The sequence below is a fragment of the Caulobacter segnis ATCC 21756 genome (genome assembly GCF_000092285.1).
Lineage (GTDB): Bacteria > Pseudomonadota > Alphaproteobacteria > Caulobacterales > Caulobacteraceae > Caulobacter > Caulobacter segnis.
This window is the reverse complement of the sequence record NC_014100.1, coordinates 4429751-4445959: the sequence shown is the minus strand read 5'-3', so window position 1 is coordinate 4445959 and position 16209 is coordinate 4429751. Positions and strand designations below refer to the sequence as shown.

Sequence of the window (16209 nt, the reverse complement as noted above, 5' to 3'; positions counted from 1 at the left end):
AGGCCGGCAGCTTAGCTGGCCATCGATTCCGCGACGACGCGTTCATAGTCGGCCAGGTTGGCGATACCGATATCGAGGTCGGTGACCAGGCCGTCGTGCAGCGAATAGACCCAGCCGTGCACGGCCAGCGATTGGCCGCGCGCCCAGGCGTCCTGGACGAAGACGTCGGCGGCGACGTTGCGCACCTGGCGGGCCACGTTCAGCTCGGTCAGCCGATCGAGCATGGCCCGCTTTTCCGGAATCTGTTCCAGCTCGTGCTTATGCTCGGCGTGGACCTCGCGGATCGGGTGCAGCCAGTGGTCGACGAGGCCGCGGCGTTGACCGTCGATCGCAGCCGCCACGCCGCCGCAGCCGTAGTGGCCGACGACCATGATGTGCTTAACCTTCAGCACGTCGACCGCGAACTGCAGCACGCTGAGATAGTTGGCGTCCTGCGGCGGCGCGAGGTTGGCGACGTTGCGGTGCACGAACAGTTCACCCGGATCCAGGCCGACGATCTCATTGGCCGGAACGCGGCTGTCGCTGCAGCCGATCCAGAGGTATTCCGGGCTTTGCTGGCCTTCCAGGCGCTTGAAGAAGTCGGGATCGACCTGGGTCTTGCTCTTCGACCAGGCGGCGTTCTTGGCTTTCAGATCCTCAAGCATCTAGCGCTCCGGATGGTGATCAGGGTGTGCGGCCGCGATGGCCGGGTGCGACGCCGCGCGGGCGGCGGCGGCTTGGATCGCTGGGAACGGCGAGAGGTCCACATTGAAGCGGCCGGCGTTGAACACTTGCGGCACCAGAAGACAATCCACGAGGCCCGGGTCGTCACCGAAGGCGAAAGCGCCGCCGTGGCGGGCGACCATCGGCTCCAACGCGGAAAAGCCGTCGGAGATCCATCGCGAAGCCCAGGCGTTGCGTTGGGCCTCGCCAACCTCGAGCGCGGTCAGCGCCCGCAGAATCCGCAGGTTGTTCAGCGGATGAATGTCGCAGGCGATGATCTCGGCCATGGCCCGGACGGCGGCGCGGTCAAACGGATCGGCCGGCAGGAGACGGGGCTGAGGAAAGGTCTCGTCCAGCCACTCCAGGATCGCCAGGCTCTGGGTCAGAGGCCGCCCGTCCACCTCGAGCGTTGGCACCAGGGCCTGGGCGTTGAGGCTGCGATAGTCTTCCGACTGATGGGCGTTCGCCACCAGGTCGACCGGATGCAAGTCGAAGGCGAGGCCCTTGAGATTGAGGCCGATCCGCACCCGATACGGCGCGCTGGCGCGCTTGGCGCTATGCAGAATGAGCTTCATGCCCGCCTCACACCAGGGTGAATTCCAGACGGCCGACGCCCTCGACCTCGCCTGTCACAGCATCGCCCCGCGCAATGGCGCCGACGCCTTCCGGCGTGCCGGTGAAGATCAGGTCGCCGGCCGCGAGAGTCCAAAGCGCACTGGCCTTGGCGATCACCTCGCCGACGTTCCAGATCATGTCGCCGATCTGGCCGCGCTGGCGCTCCGCGCCGTTGACAGACAGGGTCACCGCGGCCTCGGGCGCGGGCGGGCCCATGACCCGGATAGCGCTGATCGGGGCGCTGGCGTCGAACGCCTTGCCGGCTTCCCAGGGCTGGCCCTTGGCTTTCGCCGCGCCTTGCAGATCGCGCCGCGTCAGGTCGACGCCCACCGCATAGCCGAACACGCAGTCGAGCGCCTGCTCGGGCGTCAGATCCGAGCCGCCGGCCTTCAGCGCCACGACGAGTTCGATCTCGTGGTGCAGGTCGCTGGTCGCGGGCGGATAGGGAATTTCATGACGCAAGGGCGCCACCGCGTCCGCGGGCTTGGCGAAGAAGAACGGCGGATCGCGTTCGTCGCCGCCCATTTCCCGTCGGTGCGCGGCGTAGTTCCGGCCGACGCAGAGAATCCTTCGAACCGGGAAGGCCGCGTTCGATCCCTCCACCGGGACCGTCGGGATGGCGTGCGGAGGAAAGGCATAAGTCGTCATGGCGCCTCCTGTAGACCCAAACCGCGCTCGTAAAAACCCTCGTCGCGCGCGCAGCGCGCCAGTCGCGAGGCTGTGGGCCCCCTCAAAAATCCTTAGGTTGAAGGGGACGCCTAAACGTTCTTTCACTTGCCCCTGTCCGCGCCGTCGAGTCATGACGGTGTGGGGATATTTGGGCGGCATACGGGGGCATCGGAACGTTCATGCTGATCATCGAGAATTTGACCCACGTCTACGGCAACGGCGTGAGAGCCTTGGATGAGGTCAATCTGACGATCCCGCGCGGGATGTACGGGCTGCTCGGTCCGAATGGCGCGGGCAAGTCCACCTTGATGCGAACGATCGCGACCCTGCAGGCACCGACGTCCGGCCACATCCGTTTCGGCGACATCGACGTCCTGAAAACGCCGGAGCTCCTGCGCCGCACCCTGGGTTACCTGCCCCAGGACTTCGGGGTCTATCCGCGCGTCTCTGCCTACGACATGCTGGACCACATGGCGGTCCTGAAGGGGATCGCCAACGCCAAGGACCGGAAGGAAACGGTCGAGCACCTGCTGAACCAGGTCAATCTGTGGAACGTGCGCAAGAAGGCCATCGCCGGGTTCTCCGGCGGCATGCGCCAACGTTTCGGCATCGCCCAAGCCCTGATCGGCGATCCGCGCCTGATCATCGTCGACGAGCCGACGGCGGGCCTCGACCCGGAAGAACGCAACCGGTTCCTGAACCTGCTGGCCGAGATCGGCGAGAACGTGGTGGTGATCCTCTCCACCCACATCGTGGAGGACGTGTCGGATCTGTGTCCGGCGATGGCGATTATCTGCGACGGCCGTATCGTCAGCGAGGGCGCGCCTGTCGACTTGGTCGCCAAGCTGAAGGGCCGCATCTGGAAGAAGATCATCGACAAGAGCGAGCTCGAGGCCGCCAAGGCTCGCTACAAGGTCATCTCCACCCGCCTGCTGGCGGGTCGGACCGTCATCCACATCCTGTCCGACGACAATCCGGGCGACGGCTTCACGCCGGTCGAAGGCGGTCTGGAGGATGTCTATTTCTCCACCCTCTCGACGACCCGGCGCGCGGCCTGACGGAGGGCGGACGATGTTTCGCAAGATCGCGGGCTTCGAGCTCCGCTACCAACTGAAGTCGCCTGTCTTCTGGGTGGTGGCGACCGTCTTCTTCTTGCTGACCTTCGGGGCGGCGACGATCGACCAGATCCGCATCGGCGGTGGCGGCAACATCCACAAGAACGCGCCGTTCGCCATCGCGCAGACGCACATCATCCTGTCCATCTTCTACATGTTCGTGACCACGGCCTTCGTGGCCAACGTGGTGGTTCGCGACGACGAGACCGGCTTCGGGCCGATCCTGCGCTCCACACGGGTGCGCAAGTTCGACTACCTCTATGGTCGCTTCGCAGGCGCGTTCCTGGCGGCGGCGATCTCGTTCATGGCCGTGCCCCTGGCCATCTGGCTGGGCTCGTTCATGCCCTGGATCGATCCAGAGCGCCTCGGCCCCAACGACCTGCACGCCTATCTCTTCTCGTATTTCGTCCTGGCGCTGCCCACGATCCTGCTGACCTCGGCGCTGTTCTTCGCCCTGGCCACGGTCACGCGATCGATGATGTGGACGTATGTGGGCGTGATCGCTTTCCTCGTGCTCTGGATCGTCGCCGGCATCGCGCTGCGCCGGCCGGAATACGCCAAGATCGCCGCCTATTGGGAGCCGTTGGGAGCCTCCGCCTTCGGTCAGGCCACGCGCTATTGGACCGCCAGCGAGCGCAACAGCCTCGTTCCACCGCTGGCCGGGGCGCTCCTCTTCAACCGCGGCCTCGCCCTCGCCCTGACGGCGGGCTTCCTGGCGCTGGCCTACGGTCTCTTCCGGTTCCAGTCGGCGGACCTTTCGGGTCGGCGGAAGGTGAAGGCGGCTAAGGGCAAAAGCGAAGACGCGGCACCCCCCGCGTTGGCCGGCCCCCTGCCCACGCCAAAGTTCGATCGGCGAACCGCCTGGGCGCAGCTTGTGGTCCGCACCCGGCTCGACATGGGCCAGGTGTTCAAGAGCCCCGCTTACTTCGTTCTGCTGTTCCTGGGCCTGGCGAATGCGATGGGCTCACTGTGGTTCGCGACCGAGGCGGGGACCTATGGCGGGGTGATCTATCCCGTCACCCGCGTCCTTCTGGATCCCCTGCTCGGCTCGTTCAGCCTCATCCCGATCATCATCGCGATCTACTACTCGGGCGAGTTGGTCTGGCGCGAACGGGAGCGAAAGACGCACGAGATCATCGACGCCACCCCGGTCCCAGACTGGGCGTTCGTCGCGCCTAAGACCCTGGCGATCAGCTTGGTGCTGATCTCGACGCTCTTTGTCAGCGTGCTGGCGGGGATGCTGAGCCAAGCGCTGCACGGCTACTTCAATTTCGAGCTTCAGAAGTACCTGCTCTGGTACCTGCTGCCGCAGTCGGTCGACTGGATCCTGCTGGCGGCGCTGGCTGTGTTCCTGCAGGCGCTGAGCCCGCACAAGTTCATCGGCTGGGGCCTGATGGTGCTCTATCTGATCACGACCATTACGTTCGTGAACTTGGGTTTTGAGCACAAGCTCTACAACTTCGGCTCAGTGACCCCGACGCCGTTCTCCGACATGAACGGCCAGGGCAAGTTCTGGATCGGAGCCTGGTGGCTCCGCCTGTACTGGAGCGCCTTCGCCCTCGCGCTGTTGGTGCTCGCTCACGCCTTGTGGCGTCGGGGGACCGAGAGCCGGCTCCTGCCGCGCCTGCGTCGTCTGCCGCTGCGCCTGAACGGCGGCGCCGGCGTGCTGATGGGTCTGTCCTTGGCGATCTTCGCGACCGTCGGCGGCTATATCTATGTGAACACCAACGTCTGGAACATCTATCGAACCAGCATCGACAACGAGAAATGGCAGGCCGATTACGAGAAGACCCTGCTGCCGTTCGAGAACACGCCGCAGCCGAAGATCGTGGCGATGACGTTGGATGTGGATCTGCGTCCGCACGCGCCCAGCGTCGAGACCAAGGGCTCCTATGTCCTGGAGAACAAGACCGGCGCGCCGTTGAAGGAAATTCACGTTCGCTTTGATCGCGACCTGAAGGTCCGGGGGCTGTCGATCGAGGGCGCTCGGCCAAAGAAGACCTTCGAAGCCTTCAACTATCGGATTTTCGCCTTCGATACGCCGATGCGGCCGGGCGAGCGGCGCAAGATGAGCTTCATCACCCTGCGCGCCCAGCGAGGCTTCCCAAACAGCGGCCAAGAACGCCGTGTGGTCGACAATGGCACGTTCGTGAACAATATGGAGATCGCGCCGCTGTTGGGCATGGCGCGCGACGGCCTGCTTCAGGACCGCGCAAAGCGCCGCAAGTATGGCCTTCCGCCCGAGCGGCGAATGGCCAAGCTAGGGGACGTCCCGTCACGCCAGTTCAACGGCCTGCGTAAGGACGCCGACTTCGTCAGTTCGGACATCACGGTCTCGACAGACGCGGACCAGACGCCGATCGCGCCGGGCTACAAGGTGTCGGACACCGTCAGGAATGGCCGCCGCGTCGCGCGCTTCGTCACCGAGGCGCCCATCATGCCCTTCGTGTCGATCCAGTCGGCGCGATATCAGGTCTCGCGCGAGACCTATAAGGGCGTGGAGCTGGCCGTTTATTACGACGCTCAGCACCCCTGGAACATCGAGCGGATGAAGACGGGGATGAAGCGGTCTCTGGACTACTTCCAGGCCAATTTCAGCCCGTACCAGTTCCGGCAGCTGCGCTTCCAGGAGTTCCCGGACTACGCTCAGTTCGCCCAGTCGTTCGCCAACACCATTCCTTGGTCGGAGGGCCTGTTCTTCATCTCGGACTATCGCGATCCCTCCAAGATCGACATGGTCACCTATGTCGGGGCGCACGAGATCGGCCACCAATGGTGGGCCCACCAGGTGATTGGCGCCGACCAGCAAGGCGGGGCGATGCTGAGCGAGACCTTCGCGCAGTATTCCGCGCTGATGGTCATGAAGCACGCCTATGGCGAGGACCAGATCCGCAAGTTCCTGAAGTTCGAGCTCGACAGCTACCTGCGGGCGCGTGGCGGCGACGTGATCGACGAACAGCCCTTGGCCAAGGTCGAAAACCAGCCCTACGTCTATTATCGCAAGGGTTCGCTGGTCATGTACCGCTTGCAGAACGAGGTCGGCGAGGAGGCCGTCAACCGGGCGCTGCGCAAGCTGATCGCCCAGTACGCCTTCAAGGGAGCGCCCTATCCGATCACGACCGACTTCCTGACCTACCTTCGCGCCGAAGCGCCGGCGGACAAGCAGGCGCTGATCACCGACCTCTTCGAGAAGATCACGCTCTACGACCTGAAGACCAAGACCGCCTCGGTGAAAGCCAGGCCCGACGGCAAGTTCGACGTCACGGTCACGGTCGACGCTCAGAAGAAGTACGCCGACGGCAAGGGCAAGGAGACCTCGGCCGCCCTGAACGAGACCATGGAAATCGGTCTCTTCAGCGCCAAGCCAGGCGACAAGGGCTTCGACGCCCAGGACGTCTTGGTCTACGAGCGTCGCCCCATCCGCTCCGGCGTTCAGACCTTCACCTTCACGGTGGCCAAGAAGCCGAAGTTCGCTGGGATCGATCCCTACAACACCGTGATCGACCGAAACGGAGACGACAACACGGTCGCGGTCGGGAACTGATACGAAAACGCCCGCCGCTCCACAGGGGCGGCGGGCGCATTTTTCTGAAGCGCTAAGCGGACTAGTGCTTGGCGTTGTCCTTGGCGACATCTTCGCCAGTGTCGAAGCCGTTCTTCAGGCCTTCGGCCATGTTCAGGTGCTCCTGGACCTTCGGCGCCGTGGCGGCGGCGAACGACTTCAGGGCGGCGGTGTCGCCGTCTTGGGCGTAGCGCTGCAGCAGGTTCAGGGCCGCCTGGTGAGCGTCGACCTGGCTGTCGGCGTACTTCTTGTCGAAGTCCTTGGCGTCGGCCTTGTTGAGGTCGTCCAGATCTTCCTGGAGGTCTTGCGGCAGCATCGTCGGCGGCGTGATCGCGGCGCCCGAGGCGGCGATGGCGGCCTTCAGCTCCTCGGTCGTCTTCATGTGCGCCTTCTGCATATTGGCCGCGAAGGTCTTGATCGACGGGTTGGTCGAGCGCTTGGCGGCGATCTTGGCCGCCTCGATCTCGAACATGTCGCTGGCGGCGGCCTTGGCGACGAAGACGTCGGCCTTGGTTTCGTCCGAAGGCGTCGGCACGGTCGCGGCGGGATTGGCGTCCGGCGTGGCGGCCTGCTCGGCCGGCGTCGCGGCGCCCTTGGTTTCATCGGTCTTTTGGCCGCAAGCGGCCAGGCTCAGCGCCGCAACGGCGGCGCCGACAATCATCAGGTGACGGGTCATGGCTCTGTCTTTCCCTGGGTTCTTTTTTGTTAGAGAGGGATCAAACTTCGGCGCCGCGGTTCGCCGTCGTGCCACAAAGAACATCACGGGGCCGTGATCGGTTCCCGTGAAGCTGGGGGAACATGCTGATGGCCGAAGGTCCGCTCTCCGGATTGCGCGTGATCGAGATGGGCTCGCTGATCGCCGGGCCCTTCTGTGGTCAGGTGTTGGGCGACTTCGGCGCCGAGGTGATCAAACTTGAGGATCCCAAGGTCGGCGACCCCATGCGCCAGTGGGGACGGTCCAAGCCCAGGGGGCTCTCGCCCTGGTGGCCCGTGATCGGGCGCAACAAGAAATCGGTGACCGTCGACCTGCGCACTGAAGACGGCCGGGACATCGCCCGCGCGCTGATCGCCAAGGCCGACGTGGTCGTCGAGAACTTCCGGCCTGGCACCCTCGAGAAGTGGGGCATGGGCTACGAAGCCCTGGCCAAGACCAATCCAGGCCTCGTGATGGCGCGGGTGTCCGGCTTTGGTCAAACCGGCCCCTATTCCAAGCGAGCGGGCTATGCGCTGGTGGGCGAAGCGATGGGTGGTTTGCGGCACATCACCGGCGAGCCTGACCGGCCGCCGGCCCGCGCGGGCATCTCGATCGGCGACAGCCTTTCGGGCCTGAACGCGGCGCTGGGCGTGATGATGGCCTTGCACGCTCGTCAGCGGACGGGAAAGGGCCAAGTGGTCGACGCTGCGATCTACGAAAGCGTGCTGACTGTGATGGAGAACCTGATCACCGAGTATGACCTGACCGGTTACGTCCGCGAGCGTTCTGGCGCCGTGCTTCCGGGCATCGCGCCGTCGAACGTCTATCCGACCAAGTCGGGCGAGCTGGTGCTGATCGGGGCCAATCAGGACACGCTGTTCAAGCGGCTCTGCGACCTGATGGGCCGACCCGACCTCGCCGAGGACCCGCGCTATCGCGACCACGCCGCGCGGGGCGCGCATCAGGCCGAGCTCGACGCCCGCATCGCCGCCTGGACCGCCGATCAGGATATCGAGGACCTGCTTCCGAAGCTGGAGGCCGCGGGTTTGGCGACGGGTCGGATCTATCGCGCGCCCGATATGCTGAAAGACCCGCAGTTCCAGGCGCGCGGATCCATCGTCACGGTTCCCCACCCCGTCTTTGGCGAACTGAAGATGCAGAACGCCTTTCCCCGCTTGACCGACACCCCCGGCGGCGTGCGTTGGCCGGGCCCGACGCTCGGCGAGCATACGGACGAGGTTCTGGCGGAACTGGCGGGTCTTGAAGCCGACGCTCTCGTCGCGTTGCGGGCGCGCAGCGTAATCTGAGGTCTTTCAGAGCGGCTTCCGGAAGTACACCACGCGTTCGGTCTCCTCGAAGCCGATGGCCTGATGGAAGGCGTGACTTTCCAGGTTGTCCGCCAAGGCGTCGGAGGCCAGTTCGCTGCAGCCTCGACCCCGGCCCCAGTCGGCGACGGCGTCGCAGAGCGCGAGGCCCACGCCAGTCTTTCGAAACTCGGGGCGCACATAGAGGCCCTCGACGAACGCCACCGGCGATGTCTCGCAGCCGTTGACGTAGTCGTGGCGGAGCGACGCCTCGATAAACCCAACGATTAGGCGGTCCGAGGCTTCGGCGACGAAGGCTGCGGAGTCTCCTTCCGACGCGAGCGCTTCGGCGAGTTCGGCGCGGTGGTCGCCGATCGTGTCCCCCGGCCAAAGCGCTGCGCGTAGCGCCGCCCAAGCGTCAAGATCTCTCGGCGCGGCCGGGCGGATCAGCATGCCGCTAAGCCCGCCCCGTGACTCCGGCCACCGCGCGGGCGATCTGGTGAACGTTGTAGGGCTTTCGCACGATCGGCGCGTCAAAGCCCATCGGCGCGGCCTTGTCGGCATAGCCGGTGGCGAAAACGAAGGGCCGACCCATGCTGCGCAGGATTTCGGCGACGGGGGCGACCGACTGGCCGTTGAGGTCGGCGTCGAGCACCGCGACGTCGAAATCCTTCTCCACCATCGACAGCGCTTCGCCCAATTCCGCGGCGCAGCCCACGACCTCGACGCCCGCGTCCTCGAGGCCCGCCTCCAGCTCCAGGGCCAGCAGCAGCGAGTCCTCGACGATCAGGACCTTGAGGCCCGCGATCGCGCCGGGGCGTACGGTTTCGTCGGCCGCCACGACGGTCTCGACGATCCGCTCCGGCGCGGCGCTCACCGGTTCGACCGGTGGCGCGTCGGCCAGCGCTTCGGCCGAGCCTACGATCATGGCGGTGACGCCGCTTGAGCGGTAGTTGATCTTGGCCGAGCCGCCCAGCTCCCGGCCCGCCACGTCCTCGATCAAGGTCGCGCCGAAGCCCTTGGTCAGGGGGGCGGCTGCGGGCGGGCCTCCGGTCTCGAGCCATTCGAGCGCGAAGCCGCCTTCCGGCGAACGTCGCCAGACGACCTCCACCTTGCCGTTCTCGGTCGATAACGAACCATAGCGTACGGCGTTGACCGCGAGCTCGTGCAAGGCCAGCGACAGAGCGGACGCCGCGCGGGGCGTCAGGAACAGCTCAGGACCATCCCAGCGTGTCTGGGTCGGGGCGAGCCCTCCAAGTTCGGCGGCGGCGATCCGCGCCAAGGTCGCGCCCCGCCACCGCGCCGCGCTGAGCAGGTCGTGCGCCGAGCTCATGGACTTCAGCCGCGCGGCGAAGGTCTTCAGGAAGACGTCGAGCGAGGCGGACTTCCGCGCCGACTGCGCGGCGACCGACTGCACGACCGCGAGCAGGTTCTTGATCCGATGATCCAGCTCGGCGACGAGGTTCTCGCGCTGCTCTTCTTCCGCCTTGCGCTCGCTGATGTCCTGAACGACGCCGATCAGATGGGTCGGCTCATGGTCGGGGCCGAACAGCATGACGCCCGACCCGTGGTACCAGACGGCGTTTCCGTCCGCGTCGGGAAGGCGGCGATATTCGAGGCTATAGCGGCCCGTCTCGGCGAGCTGTCTGTTGATCGTCTCGCGCGCGGCTTCGCGATCATCGGGATGGATATAGGGAAAGAGCGCCGCGCCGTTCTCGGATGGAATTACACCCGGTGGGAGCCCGGCGACTTTCGCCAGGCGAGGGCTGATCTTGAACACATCTCGTTTGATGTCCCACTCGAACTCGCCCAGCGCCGCGGCGGTGATGGCGAGGTTGAGGCGCTCGCCCTCCAGCGTTCGATCGGCTTCCGGCTTAGCGGTCAGGATTTCCGCCGCGAGATCGGCCAGATCCTCGAGGGCCTGTAGGTCCTCGGGCTGAGCGGGGCCGTTCGCGCCGGGGCCCTCGACCATGAGGGCGCCCAGGACATGGCCCTGGCAGTCGCGTATCGGCGCGGCGAGGTCGACCACGCGCCCGAGGGCGACGACCTGGTCTGCAAGGTCGCCAGCGCGAGGCGCTTCCGGGCCAGAATAGCCGGTGAACGCCTTACGCCAGATCCGGTCCTGATCAACCAGCGCAACCGCCGCCTTTGGCGCGTCGAACAGGCGGCCCGCCAGCCGCGCCAACCTCAGAAGGCGCGGCTCGTTCACCTCGCCGTCCAAAATCCCAAGCGCGCGCAAAGCCTTGAGGCGGCCGGATTCCTGGCGATCGTCACTGACGATTGGGGCGTCGTCCATGATTCGACCTTAAACTTGGTTCGCGTTCGGCGCGAGCGCCTTTGAACCACGGCGCCACCTGGCGGATTCGAGTGGTGAAGCTTGGTCTCCTTGACTATCTTGGAACCGCTGCAACGAATGCGGCGTTGTCGGGACGCCGCTTCCCCGCGTCCCGGTCGGTCGCGTCGCGAACAGGAGATCACCATGCCCGCCAATTCCCTGAATCCCGCCGCCAAGGAAGCCGACAAGGCCAAGGGCGCCACGCTGGAAGCCGTCGAACACGCCGAGCGCAGCTTCGCCGAGGCCGCGCACGCCGCTCGTATTTCGCTGACCGAAGCCGCCAAACGCGTCGAGAAGTCGGTGGCCGAAGGCTTTGACACCCTTCGCGCCCAAAGCCGCGCCTATACCGACACCGCTGGCCAGCAGATCGAAGAGGCCCAGCGCTACGTGTCGGAACGCGTTCGCGAGCGTCCGATCACCGCCACGCTCGCGGGCGTCGGCGTCGGCCTCCTGATCGGCCTGCTGATCGCCGGCGGCCGCAGCAACAACCGCTGATGTTCGAGAAAACCCTCATGACCCTGGCGGCGGCCGCGGCGATCGCCGCCGCCGCCGCCGTCAGCGTCGTATCCGCCGCTTTCGCGGTCTACGCGATCTTGTTGCCGCTGGTCGGCCCGGCCGGCGCCTCGGCGATCGTCGCCGCCGTGGCGGCTTTAATCGTCGCGATCGCGGGTATGATCGCCGCGCGCAAGGCGGAGAATCGCCGAACCATCCATCAAGAAATCCCGCAGGGCGGTTTCGATATCACCGGTAGGGTGGTGGATATCGTGCGCGAGCGCCCGCTCATGTCGCTGGGCATAGGCCTCGCGGCGGGGATCATCGCCTTGAAGAACCCCACGCTCACGGCTTCGCTGGCCAAGGCCTTCCTCGACCCGAAGCCCCCACAACGCTAGCGCTTTAGCGAAAACAGCATCTCCGCCACCGGCGCCCGTCCGGGGCGGAGATGTTCTTCCGGAGCTCCGGAAACCCTAAGTTTCCAAGGGAATTTATCTCTAAAATTTGACCGAGATCAGGCGCTCGGCGACTTACACTTTCGCCTGTCTGCCTCTAGATGCCACGTCGCGTTCCCGCCCTCCCTTCATGGGAACGCCTTCCCATGGAGTGAACATGTACAAGCTGCCGGACCTGCCCTACGCCTACGACGCGCTGGAGCCGACGATTTCCGCCAACACGCTCCACTTCCACCACGACAAGCACCATGCCGCCTATGTCACGGCCCTAAACGGTCTGCTGAATGGCGACGACAAGGGCTCGCTGGAAGCGGTCATCAAGTCGGCCGGTCCGGGCAAGGTGTTCAATAACGCCGCGCAGGCCTGGAATCACGCCTTCTTCTGGGACGGCATGAGCCCGACGAAGACGGCGCCCGGCGCCGAACTCGCGGCGGCCATCGACAGCACCTTCGGCGGTCTCGCTGACCTGAAGGAAAAGTTCGTCGCCGAGGGGATCGGCCACTTTGGTTCGGGCTGGGTGTGGCTCGTCTCGGACGCTTCGGGCGCGCTGAAGATCATCTCGACCCACGACGCCGAGAGCCCTGTCACCCAAGACCTGACGGCCCTCCTAGTCTGCGACGTGTGGGAGCACGCCTACTATCTGGACTACCAGAACCTGCGGAAGGCCTTCCTGGAAGCCTTCTTCGATAACCTGGCCAACTGGACCCTGGCCGACAGCCAATACGCAGCCGCCAAGGCCGGCGCCCAAGGCTGGGCCTACCCGGCGCCGGAATAGGTCGTCTTCCGGAACGCCCGGCGCGCGAGGCGCGTTGTCGACAAGCGAGACCGTTGAGTCTCGATGATGGACAACCCGCCCCGGCGATCCGCCGGGCTAATCCGGAGAGGCCAATGCTGAACTGGGCCCTGACCTTCCTGGTGATCGCCTTGATCGCCGCCCTGCTGGGCTTCACCAGCATCGCGGGCGCGGCGATGGGGATCGCCAAGATCCTGTTCTATGTCTTCTTGATCCTGTTCCTGGTGTCGCTGGTGAGCCACCTCTTCAGAGGACGCCGCGCTCCCTAGCGGAAAAGATCAAACCCTTCGAGCGGCGCGGCCTTGGCCGCGCCGTTTTCGTTTCAGCGTCGGTCGAACGCCCAGGTGCGCCAGACGTCGAAGCGACCGCGCTCATAGGCCAGAGCGGTCACGCGGACGCAGCCTGAGTCCGCGTCGATCAGATTGAACCCGGGCGCGGCGCCGCGCTCGCGCAAGGAGAGCGTTCCAGACCCGACAAGCTGTGTCTTGCCGTCGCCAAAGGGGACCGTGGTGACGAAAGGCAGGTGGATGTGGCCTGAGAGGACCAGGTCGACGCTCGCGTGGGCGAAGCGGTTGGCGGCGTCGACGCCACCACGAACCCGGGCGGTCATCGGCCCGCCCAGGACCTCCATCAACGGGTGGTGGCAGACCACGACCTTCAAATCCTCGGATGGCGCGGCCGCGAGCCTGTCGCAAACCCGGCGGATCTGACGGCGCGAAACAGCGCCCTTCGACCAGTTCCAGCGCAACTGGGCTGCGCGCGCGGTGTTGATCGAGGTGACGGTGATCCCAGGCCCGCGCCATTCCGCGCCGTCTTCAAGGCCGAACCTTTCGCTGAACCGTCGCCATGGGCGCGTGAACCGTGTCCAGAGCTCGCCCGGTCCAACGAAGGGCGTGTCGTGATTGCCAGGCACGACCAGCATCGGATCGGGAAGGCGCTCAAGCCAAGCGGCGGCCGCGTCGAACTCCGTCGCCTTGCCGTCCAGCGTGAGGTCTCCCGCGACGACGACGAGATCTGGCGCCGCGTCGCGTATCCACTGCGTGGCGGCCTCCACGGCCTCTTGGTTTTCGCCGCCGAAGTGGATGTCCGAAATCTGCACCAGCTTCATGTAGGAGGGACCAGGGCGCGGAAGGCTTTGGGGCGGAAGCGGATCGACACATTCGCATCGAAACGCGCGGGTTCGCCGTCGAGAATCGCCGGGATTCGGCCGCCCGCCCAGACGCTGCCGGTCCTGCACCGTCCGACGGAAACCGAGGGGTCTTCGCGCCACTGGCCGCGGGCGGCGTTGAACCCCAAGCGAAAGACGTCCAACGCGCTTGACGGGTCGAGCGCGGCCGCCTCTAAGGCGCGTTCTTCGGCGTCGAGGGCCGTGGAGACCAGGGGGCACATCAAGGTCAGCGCTTCGGCCCGCTGCTTGGGGCGGCCATCCAAGACAAAGCGCAGCCGACCCGAGAAGGCGCGTTGAAACGCACGGCGCGCCCTTGCAACCGCCAGATCGAGGCGACCTTCCCGAGCGGCCTCCCGGGCGGTCGCCCACAAGGCGGGGCTGCCGAGGATGGCGGCCACAAAGAAGAGGCGTCCGCCGACCTCCCCGCCGGAGATCATCCGGGGCTCGCCTGACTGCAGGCAGTCGCTCATCACCGCCGCCCAAGGGCGCTCTCCATAGAGGGCGTGGGGCAACATGTTCATTGTGCCGCCCGGCAGCGGCGCGATCAGAGGTCCTTGCGGTCCTGCGAGCTCCGCCGCGGCGCGGGCGGTGCCATCGCCGGCCAGGATCAGAACCGCGTCCGGCGCGGAGTCGATGACGTCCCGCAGGCATAGCTCGAGATCGCTTGTCTGCGGCGAATGGACCCGCCCGGCGACCCCGTGCTCGGCCAAGAGGCGCTCGGCGATCGCCGGCGCATCTGGTCCGACGGACCCCGACGCGGTGTTGACGACGATATCGATCCGCCGCACGGGCGCCCCCTGTCTTCAGAAACTCGCCGACGCAACGGTCCTGAGGCGGCCATGGTTCCGCTTCGCGCGGAACCCTCCCGGACGGTGGCCGTTTGCTGGCAGGGGACAAGCTCGGAACGGAGAGCCAAGATGAAGATGACCATGATCGCCCTGATGGGCGTGGGTGTGCTCGCCGCGGCGTGCACCTCGACTGGCAATGTGGAGCGCAACGCCGCCGGCGGTGCGGCTCTCGGGGCGCTCGCGGGCGCGGTGATCGGCAACAATGTCGGCGGCGGCAGCGCTACGACGGGCGCGGCCGTGGGCGCGGCCCTGGGCGGGACCGTCGGCGCGGTCAAGGGCTGTCGCGAGGACGGCGGCTGTGGCGCGAACTCGGTCAATCGCCGCCAGTACTACGATGAGCGCGCGGGTCGCTATTACTACTACGACTCCCGCAGCGGTCGTTATTATTGGGAAGACGGCGCTCCCCGCTACTAGGCGGTGGCCGTCGCGCTCATTTCGAAAGGCGATCGGCCGTGCCGGTCGCCTTTTTCGTGTTCTCACGTCTGGAGGAGGGAACCATGAAGACGATGAAAGCCACTATCCTGATCGGCGCTGTTTTGACGCTAGCGGCTTGCGCCGAGACCTCGGGACCTTGGCGGACCTTGAAAAGGCCCGTGGCGGTCGCCGGTCCGACCTGTCTGAGTTTCACCTCGTCGATCTACTTCGATCAGGACAGCGCAGCCCTGACCCCCGAGGCGAGGATGGTGCTCGCCAATGCGCGGACCCAGGCCAAGGGGTGTCGGGTGGAAAGTGTGAGGGTGATTGGGCTGGCCGACGCGGTGGGGGCGTCGGAGGCCAATTTGGCTCTGTCGAAGCGCCGGGCTGACGTCGTCTCCAGCGCTCTGGCGGCGCATGGGTTCGGCAAGGCGGATTTCGATCTGGCCGCGGTTGGCGACGCCGGCGCGAGAGCCCCGTCCGGCGCCGCTGCCCCCCTTCGCCGACGCGCTGATATTGTCTTCGCCTTGGCGTCGCCGGCCCGCTGAGGCGCGAAGAAGGGCGGGCCGGATAGCCGGTCCGCCTGAGTTCGCATCAACAAAGGGGGGTGCGAAGGCGGCAGGCTGGTTTGCACCAGCCTCAAGTCGGGGGGGCGTCGCCGCCTTCGCGAAGATGGAAACGGAGCGAGAGGGAAAGAGTTCCCGCTAGGCGCGATTTTTTTTGGCGCTTTGAGCGCCGGCCGCGAAATCCCTCTAAGCGGGAACGGCTGAATGGGCGGAACGTTGACCTTCCGAGCGGCGTCGAGGTCCGCGAAGAAGGGGAGCCGCGTCGTGATCCGGACTTATCAAGCCGAACATGGCGGAACGGTCTTTGTTCAAGCGCTTACCGAGCGCCAGCGCCGCACGCGCACTCGCCTCATGGCCCTGGTTGTGATCGCGGCGACCGCGATTTCCGCCGCCACGGTGATGGGCTTCACCCATCGCGCGGCCTCTCTGGCCCGCTCCGATATCACCACGTCCTGGGCGCCCTAGGACTTTTCAGGA

The 16209-nt window shown here is 66.0% G+C and carries 18 protein-coding genes; 10 read left to right on the top strand and 8 right to left on the bottom strand.

All coding sequences use genetic code 11. The features are described 5' to 3' along the window. Positions 1-11 precede the first annotated feature (11 nt). From CSEG_RS20315 to CSEG_RS20305, 3 genes are read right to left on the bottom strand one after another with little or no spacing between them, the layout of a single operon-like run. The gene (locus CSEG_RS20315) at positions 12-644 is read right to left on the bottom strand and encodes a carbonic anhydrase (RefSeq protein WP_013081110.1); all 633 of its coding nucleotides are present in this window, start codon (positions 642-644) and stop codon (positions 12-14) included. Further along, on the bottom strand, positions 645-1277 hold the full coding sequence (maiA, locus tag CSEG_RS20310) for a maleylacetoacetate isomerase (protein WP_013081109.1): 633 nt from the start codon (positions 1275-1277) through the stop codon (positions 645-647). Positions 1278-1284: 7 nt separating this feature from the next. Continuing rightward, positions 1285-1965, bottom strand: coding sequence for a fumarylacetoacetate hydrolase family protein (locus CSEG_RS20305; RefSeq protein WP_013081108.1), 681 nt, complete (start codon positions 1963-1965; stop codon positions 1285-1287). A gap of 200 nt (positions 1966-2165) precedes the next feature. On the opposite strand from CSEG_RS20305, the gene CSEG_RS20300 reads away from it, so the two are divergent. Both CSEG_RS20300 and CSEG_RS20295 read left to right on the top strand, forming a co-directional pair. After that, a complete protein-coding gene (locus CSEG_RS20300; RefSeq protein ID WP_013081107.1) occupies positions 2166-3044 on the top strand; it encodes an ABC transporter ATP-binding protein in 879 nt (292 codons plus the stop codon). A 13-nt stretch (positions 3045-3057) separates the two neighbouring features. Next, positions 3058-6645: an ABC transporter permease/M1 family aminopeptidase gene (locus CSEG_RS20295; RefSeq protein ID WP_013081106.1), complete on the top strand. Its 3588-nt coding sequence runs from the start codon at positions 3058-3060 to the stop codon at positions 6643-6645. Between the two features lie 61 nt (positions 6646-6706). Here the strand turns inward: CSEG_RS20295 and CSEG_RS20290 are convergent, their stop codons facing one another. Next, positions 6707-7339, bottom strand: coding sequence for a DUF4142 domain-containing protein (locus tag CSEG_RS20290; protein WP_013081105.1), 633 nt, complete (start codon positions 7337-7339; stop codon positions 6707-6709). A 128-nt stretch (positions 7340-7467) separates the two neighbouring features. On the opposite strand from CSEG_RS20290, the gene CSEG_RS20285 reads away from it, so the two are divergent. Then, the gene (locus tag CSEG_RS20285; RefSeq protein ID WP_013081104.1) at positions 7468-8664 is read left to right on the top strand and encodes a CaiB/BaiF CoA transferase family protein; all 1197 of its coding nucleotides are present in this window, start codon (positions 7468-7470) and stop codon (positions 8662-8664) included. A 6-nt stretch (positions 8665-8670) separates the two neighbouring features. On the opposite strand, the gene aac(6') is transcribed toward CSEG_RS20285, so the two are convergent. Next, the gene (gene aac(6'), locus CSEG_RS20280) at positions 8671-9114 is read right to left on the bottom strand and encodes an aminoglycoside 6'-N-acetyltransferase (protein WP_013081103.1); all 444 of its coding nucleotides are present in this window, start codon (positions 9112-9114) and stop codon (positions 8671-8673) included. 4 nt (positions 9115-9118) lie between these two features. Continuing rightward, a complete protein-coding gene (locus tag CSEG_RS20275; protein WP_013081102.1) occupies positions 9119-10957 on the bottom strand; it encodes an HWE histidine kinase domain-containing protein in 1839 nt (612 codons plus the stop codon). 183 nt (positions 10958-11140) lie between these two features. Between CSEG_RS20275 and CSEG_RS20270 the strand changes: the two genes are divergently transcribed. The 4 genes from CSEG_RS20270 (at position 11141) to CSEG_RS22160 (ending at position 13005) form a co-directional block, all read left to right on the top strand. Next, positions 11141-11491: a hypothetical protein gene (locus CSEG_RS20270; protein WP_013081101.1), complete on the top strand. Its 351-nt coding sequence runs from the start codon at positions 11141-11143 to the stop codon at positions 11489-11491. Beyond that, entirely contained in the window at positions 11488-11886 is a 399-nt protein-coding gene (locus CSEG_RS20265; RefSeq protein ID WP_041538390.1) for a hypothetical protein, read from the top strand. The genes CSEG_RS20270 and CSEG_RS20265 overlap by 4 nt, the downstream gene beginning before the upstream one ends. Positions 11887-12100: 214 nt before the next feature. After that, positions 12101-12718, top strand: coding sequence for a superoxide dismutase (locus CSEG_RS20260; RefSeq protein ID WP_013081099.1), 618 nt, complete (start codon positions 12101-12103; stop codon positions 12716-12718). Positions 12719-12831: 113 nt separating this feature from the next. After that, positions 12832-13005 carry a DUF1328 domain-containing protein gene (locus tag CSEG_RS22160; RefSeq protein WP_013081098.1) on the top strand — a complete coding sequence of 58 codons (174 nt, stop codon included), beginning with the start codon at positions 12832-12834 and terminating at the stop codon, positions 13003-13005. A 53-nt stretch (positions 13006-13058) separates the two neighbouring features. Here the strand turns inward: CSEG_RS22160 and CSEG_RS20250 are convergent, their stop codons facing one another. Together CSEG_RS20250 and CSEG_RS20245 are read right to left on the bottom strand one after the other, a co-directional pair. Continuing rightward, positions 13059-13844, bottom strand: a complete 786-nt coding sequence (locus CSEG_RS20250) for a metallophosphoesterase family protein (protein WP_013081097.1) — start codon at positions 13842-13844, stop codon at positions 13059-13061. Then, positions 13841-14692 (bottom strand): diacylglycerol/lipid kinase family protein, encoded by an 852-nt coding sequence (locus tag CSEG_RS20245; protein ID WP_013081096.1) that lies wholly within the window; start codon positions 14690-14692, stop codon positions 13841-13843. Before CSEG_RS20245 ends, CSEG_RS20250 begins: the two co-directional genes overlap by 4 nt. A 129-nt stretch (positions 14693-14821) precedes the next feature. Here CSEG_RS20245 and CSEG_RS20240 point away from each other — a divergent pair, with 129 nt between their 5' ends. The 3 genes from CSEG_RS20240 (at position 14822) to CSEG_RS20230 (ending at position 16197) form a co-directional block, all read left to right on the top strand. Continuing rightward, positions 14822-15166 carry a YMGG-like glycine zipper-containing protein gene (locus CSEG_RS20240; protein ID WP_013081095.1) on the top strand — a complete coding sequence of 115 codons (345 nt, stop codon included), beginning with the start codon at positions 14822-14824 and terminating at the stop codon, positions 15164-15166. 83 nt (positions 15167-15249) lie between these two features. Next, positions 15250-15714 carry an OmpA family protein gene (locus tag CSEG_RS20235; RefSeq protein WP_013081094.1) on the top strand — a complete coding sequence of 155 codons (465 nt, stop codon included), beginning with the start codon at positions 15250-15252 and terminating at the stop codon, positions 15712-15714. A gap of 282 nt (positions 15715-15996) precedes the next feature. Then, positions 15997-16197 (top strand): hypothetical protein, encoded by a 201-nt coding sequence (locus tag CSEG_RS20230; protein ID WP_013081093.1) that lies wholly within the window; start codon positions 15997-15999, stop codon positions 16195-16197. Positions 16198-16209: the final 12 nt, after the last annotated feature.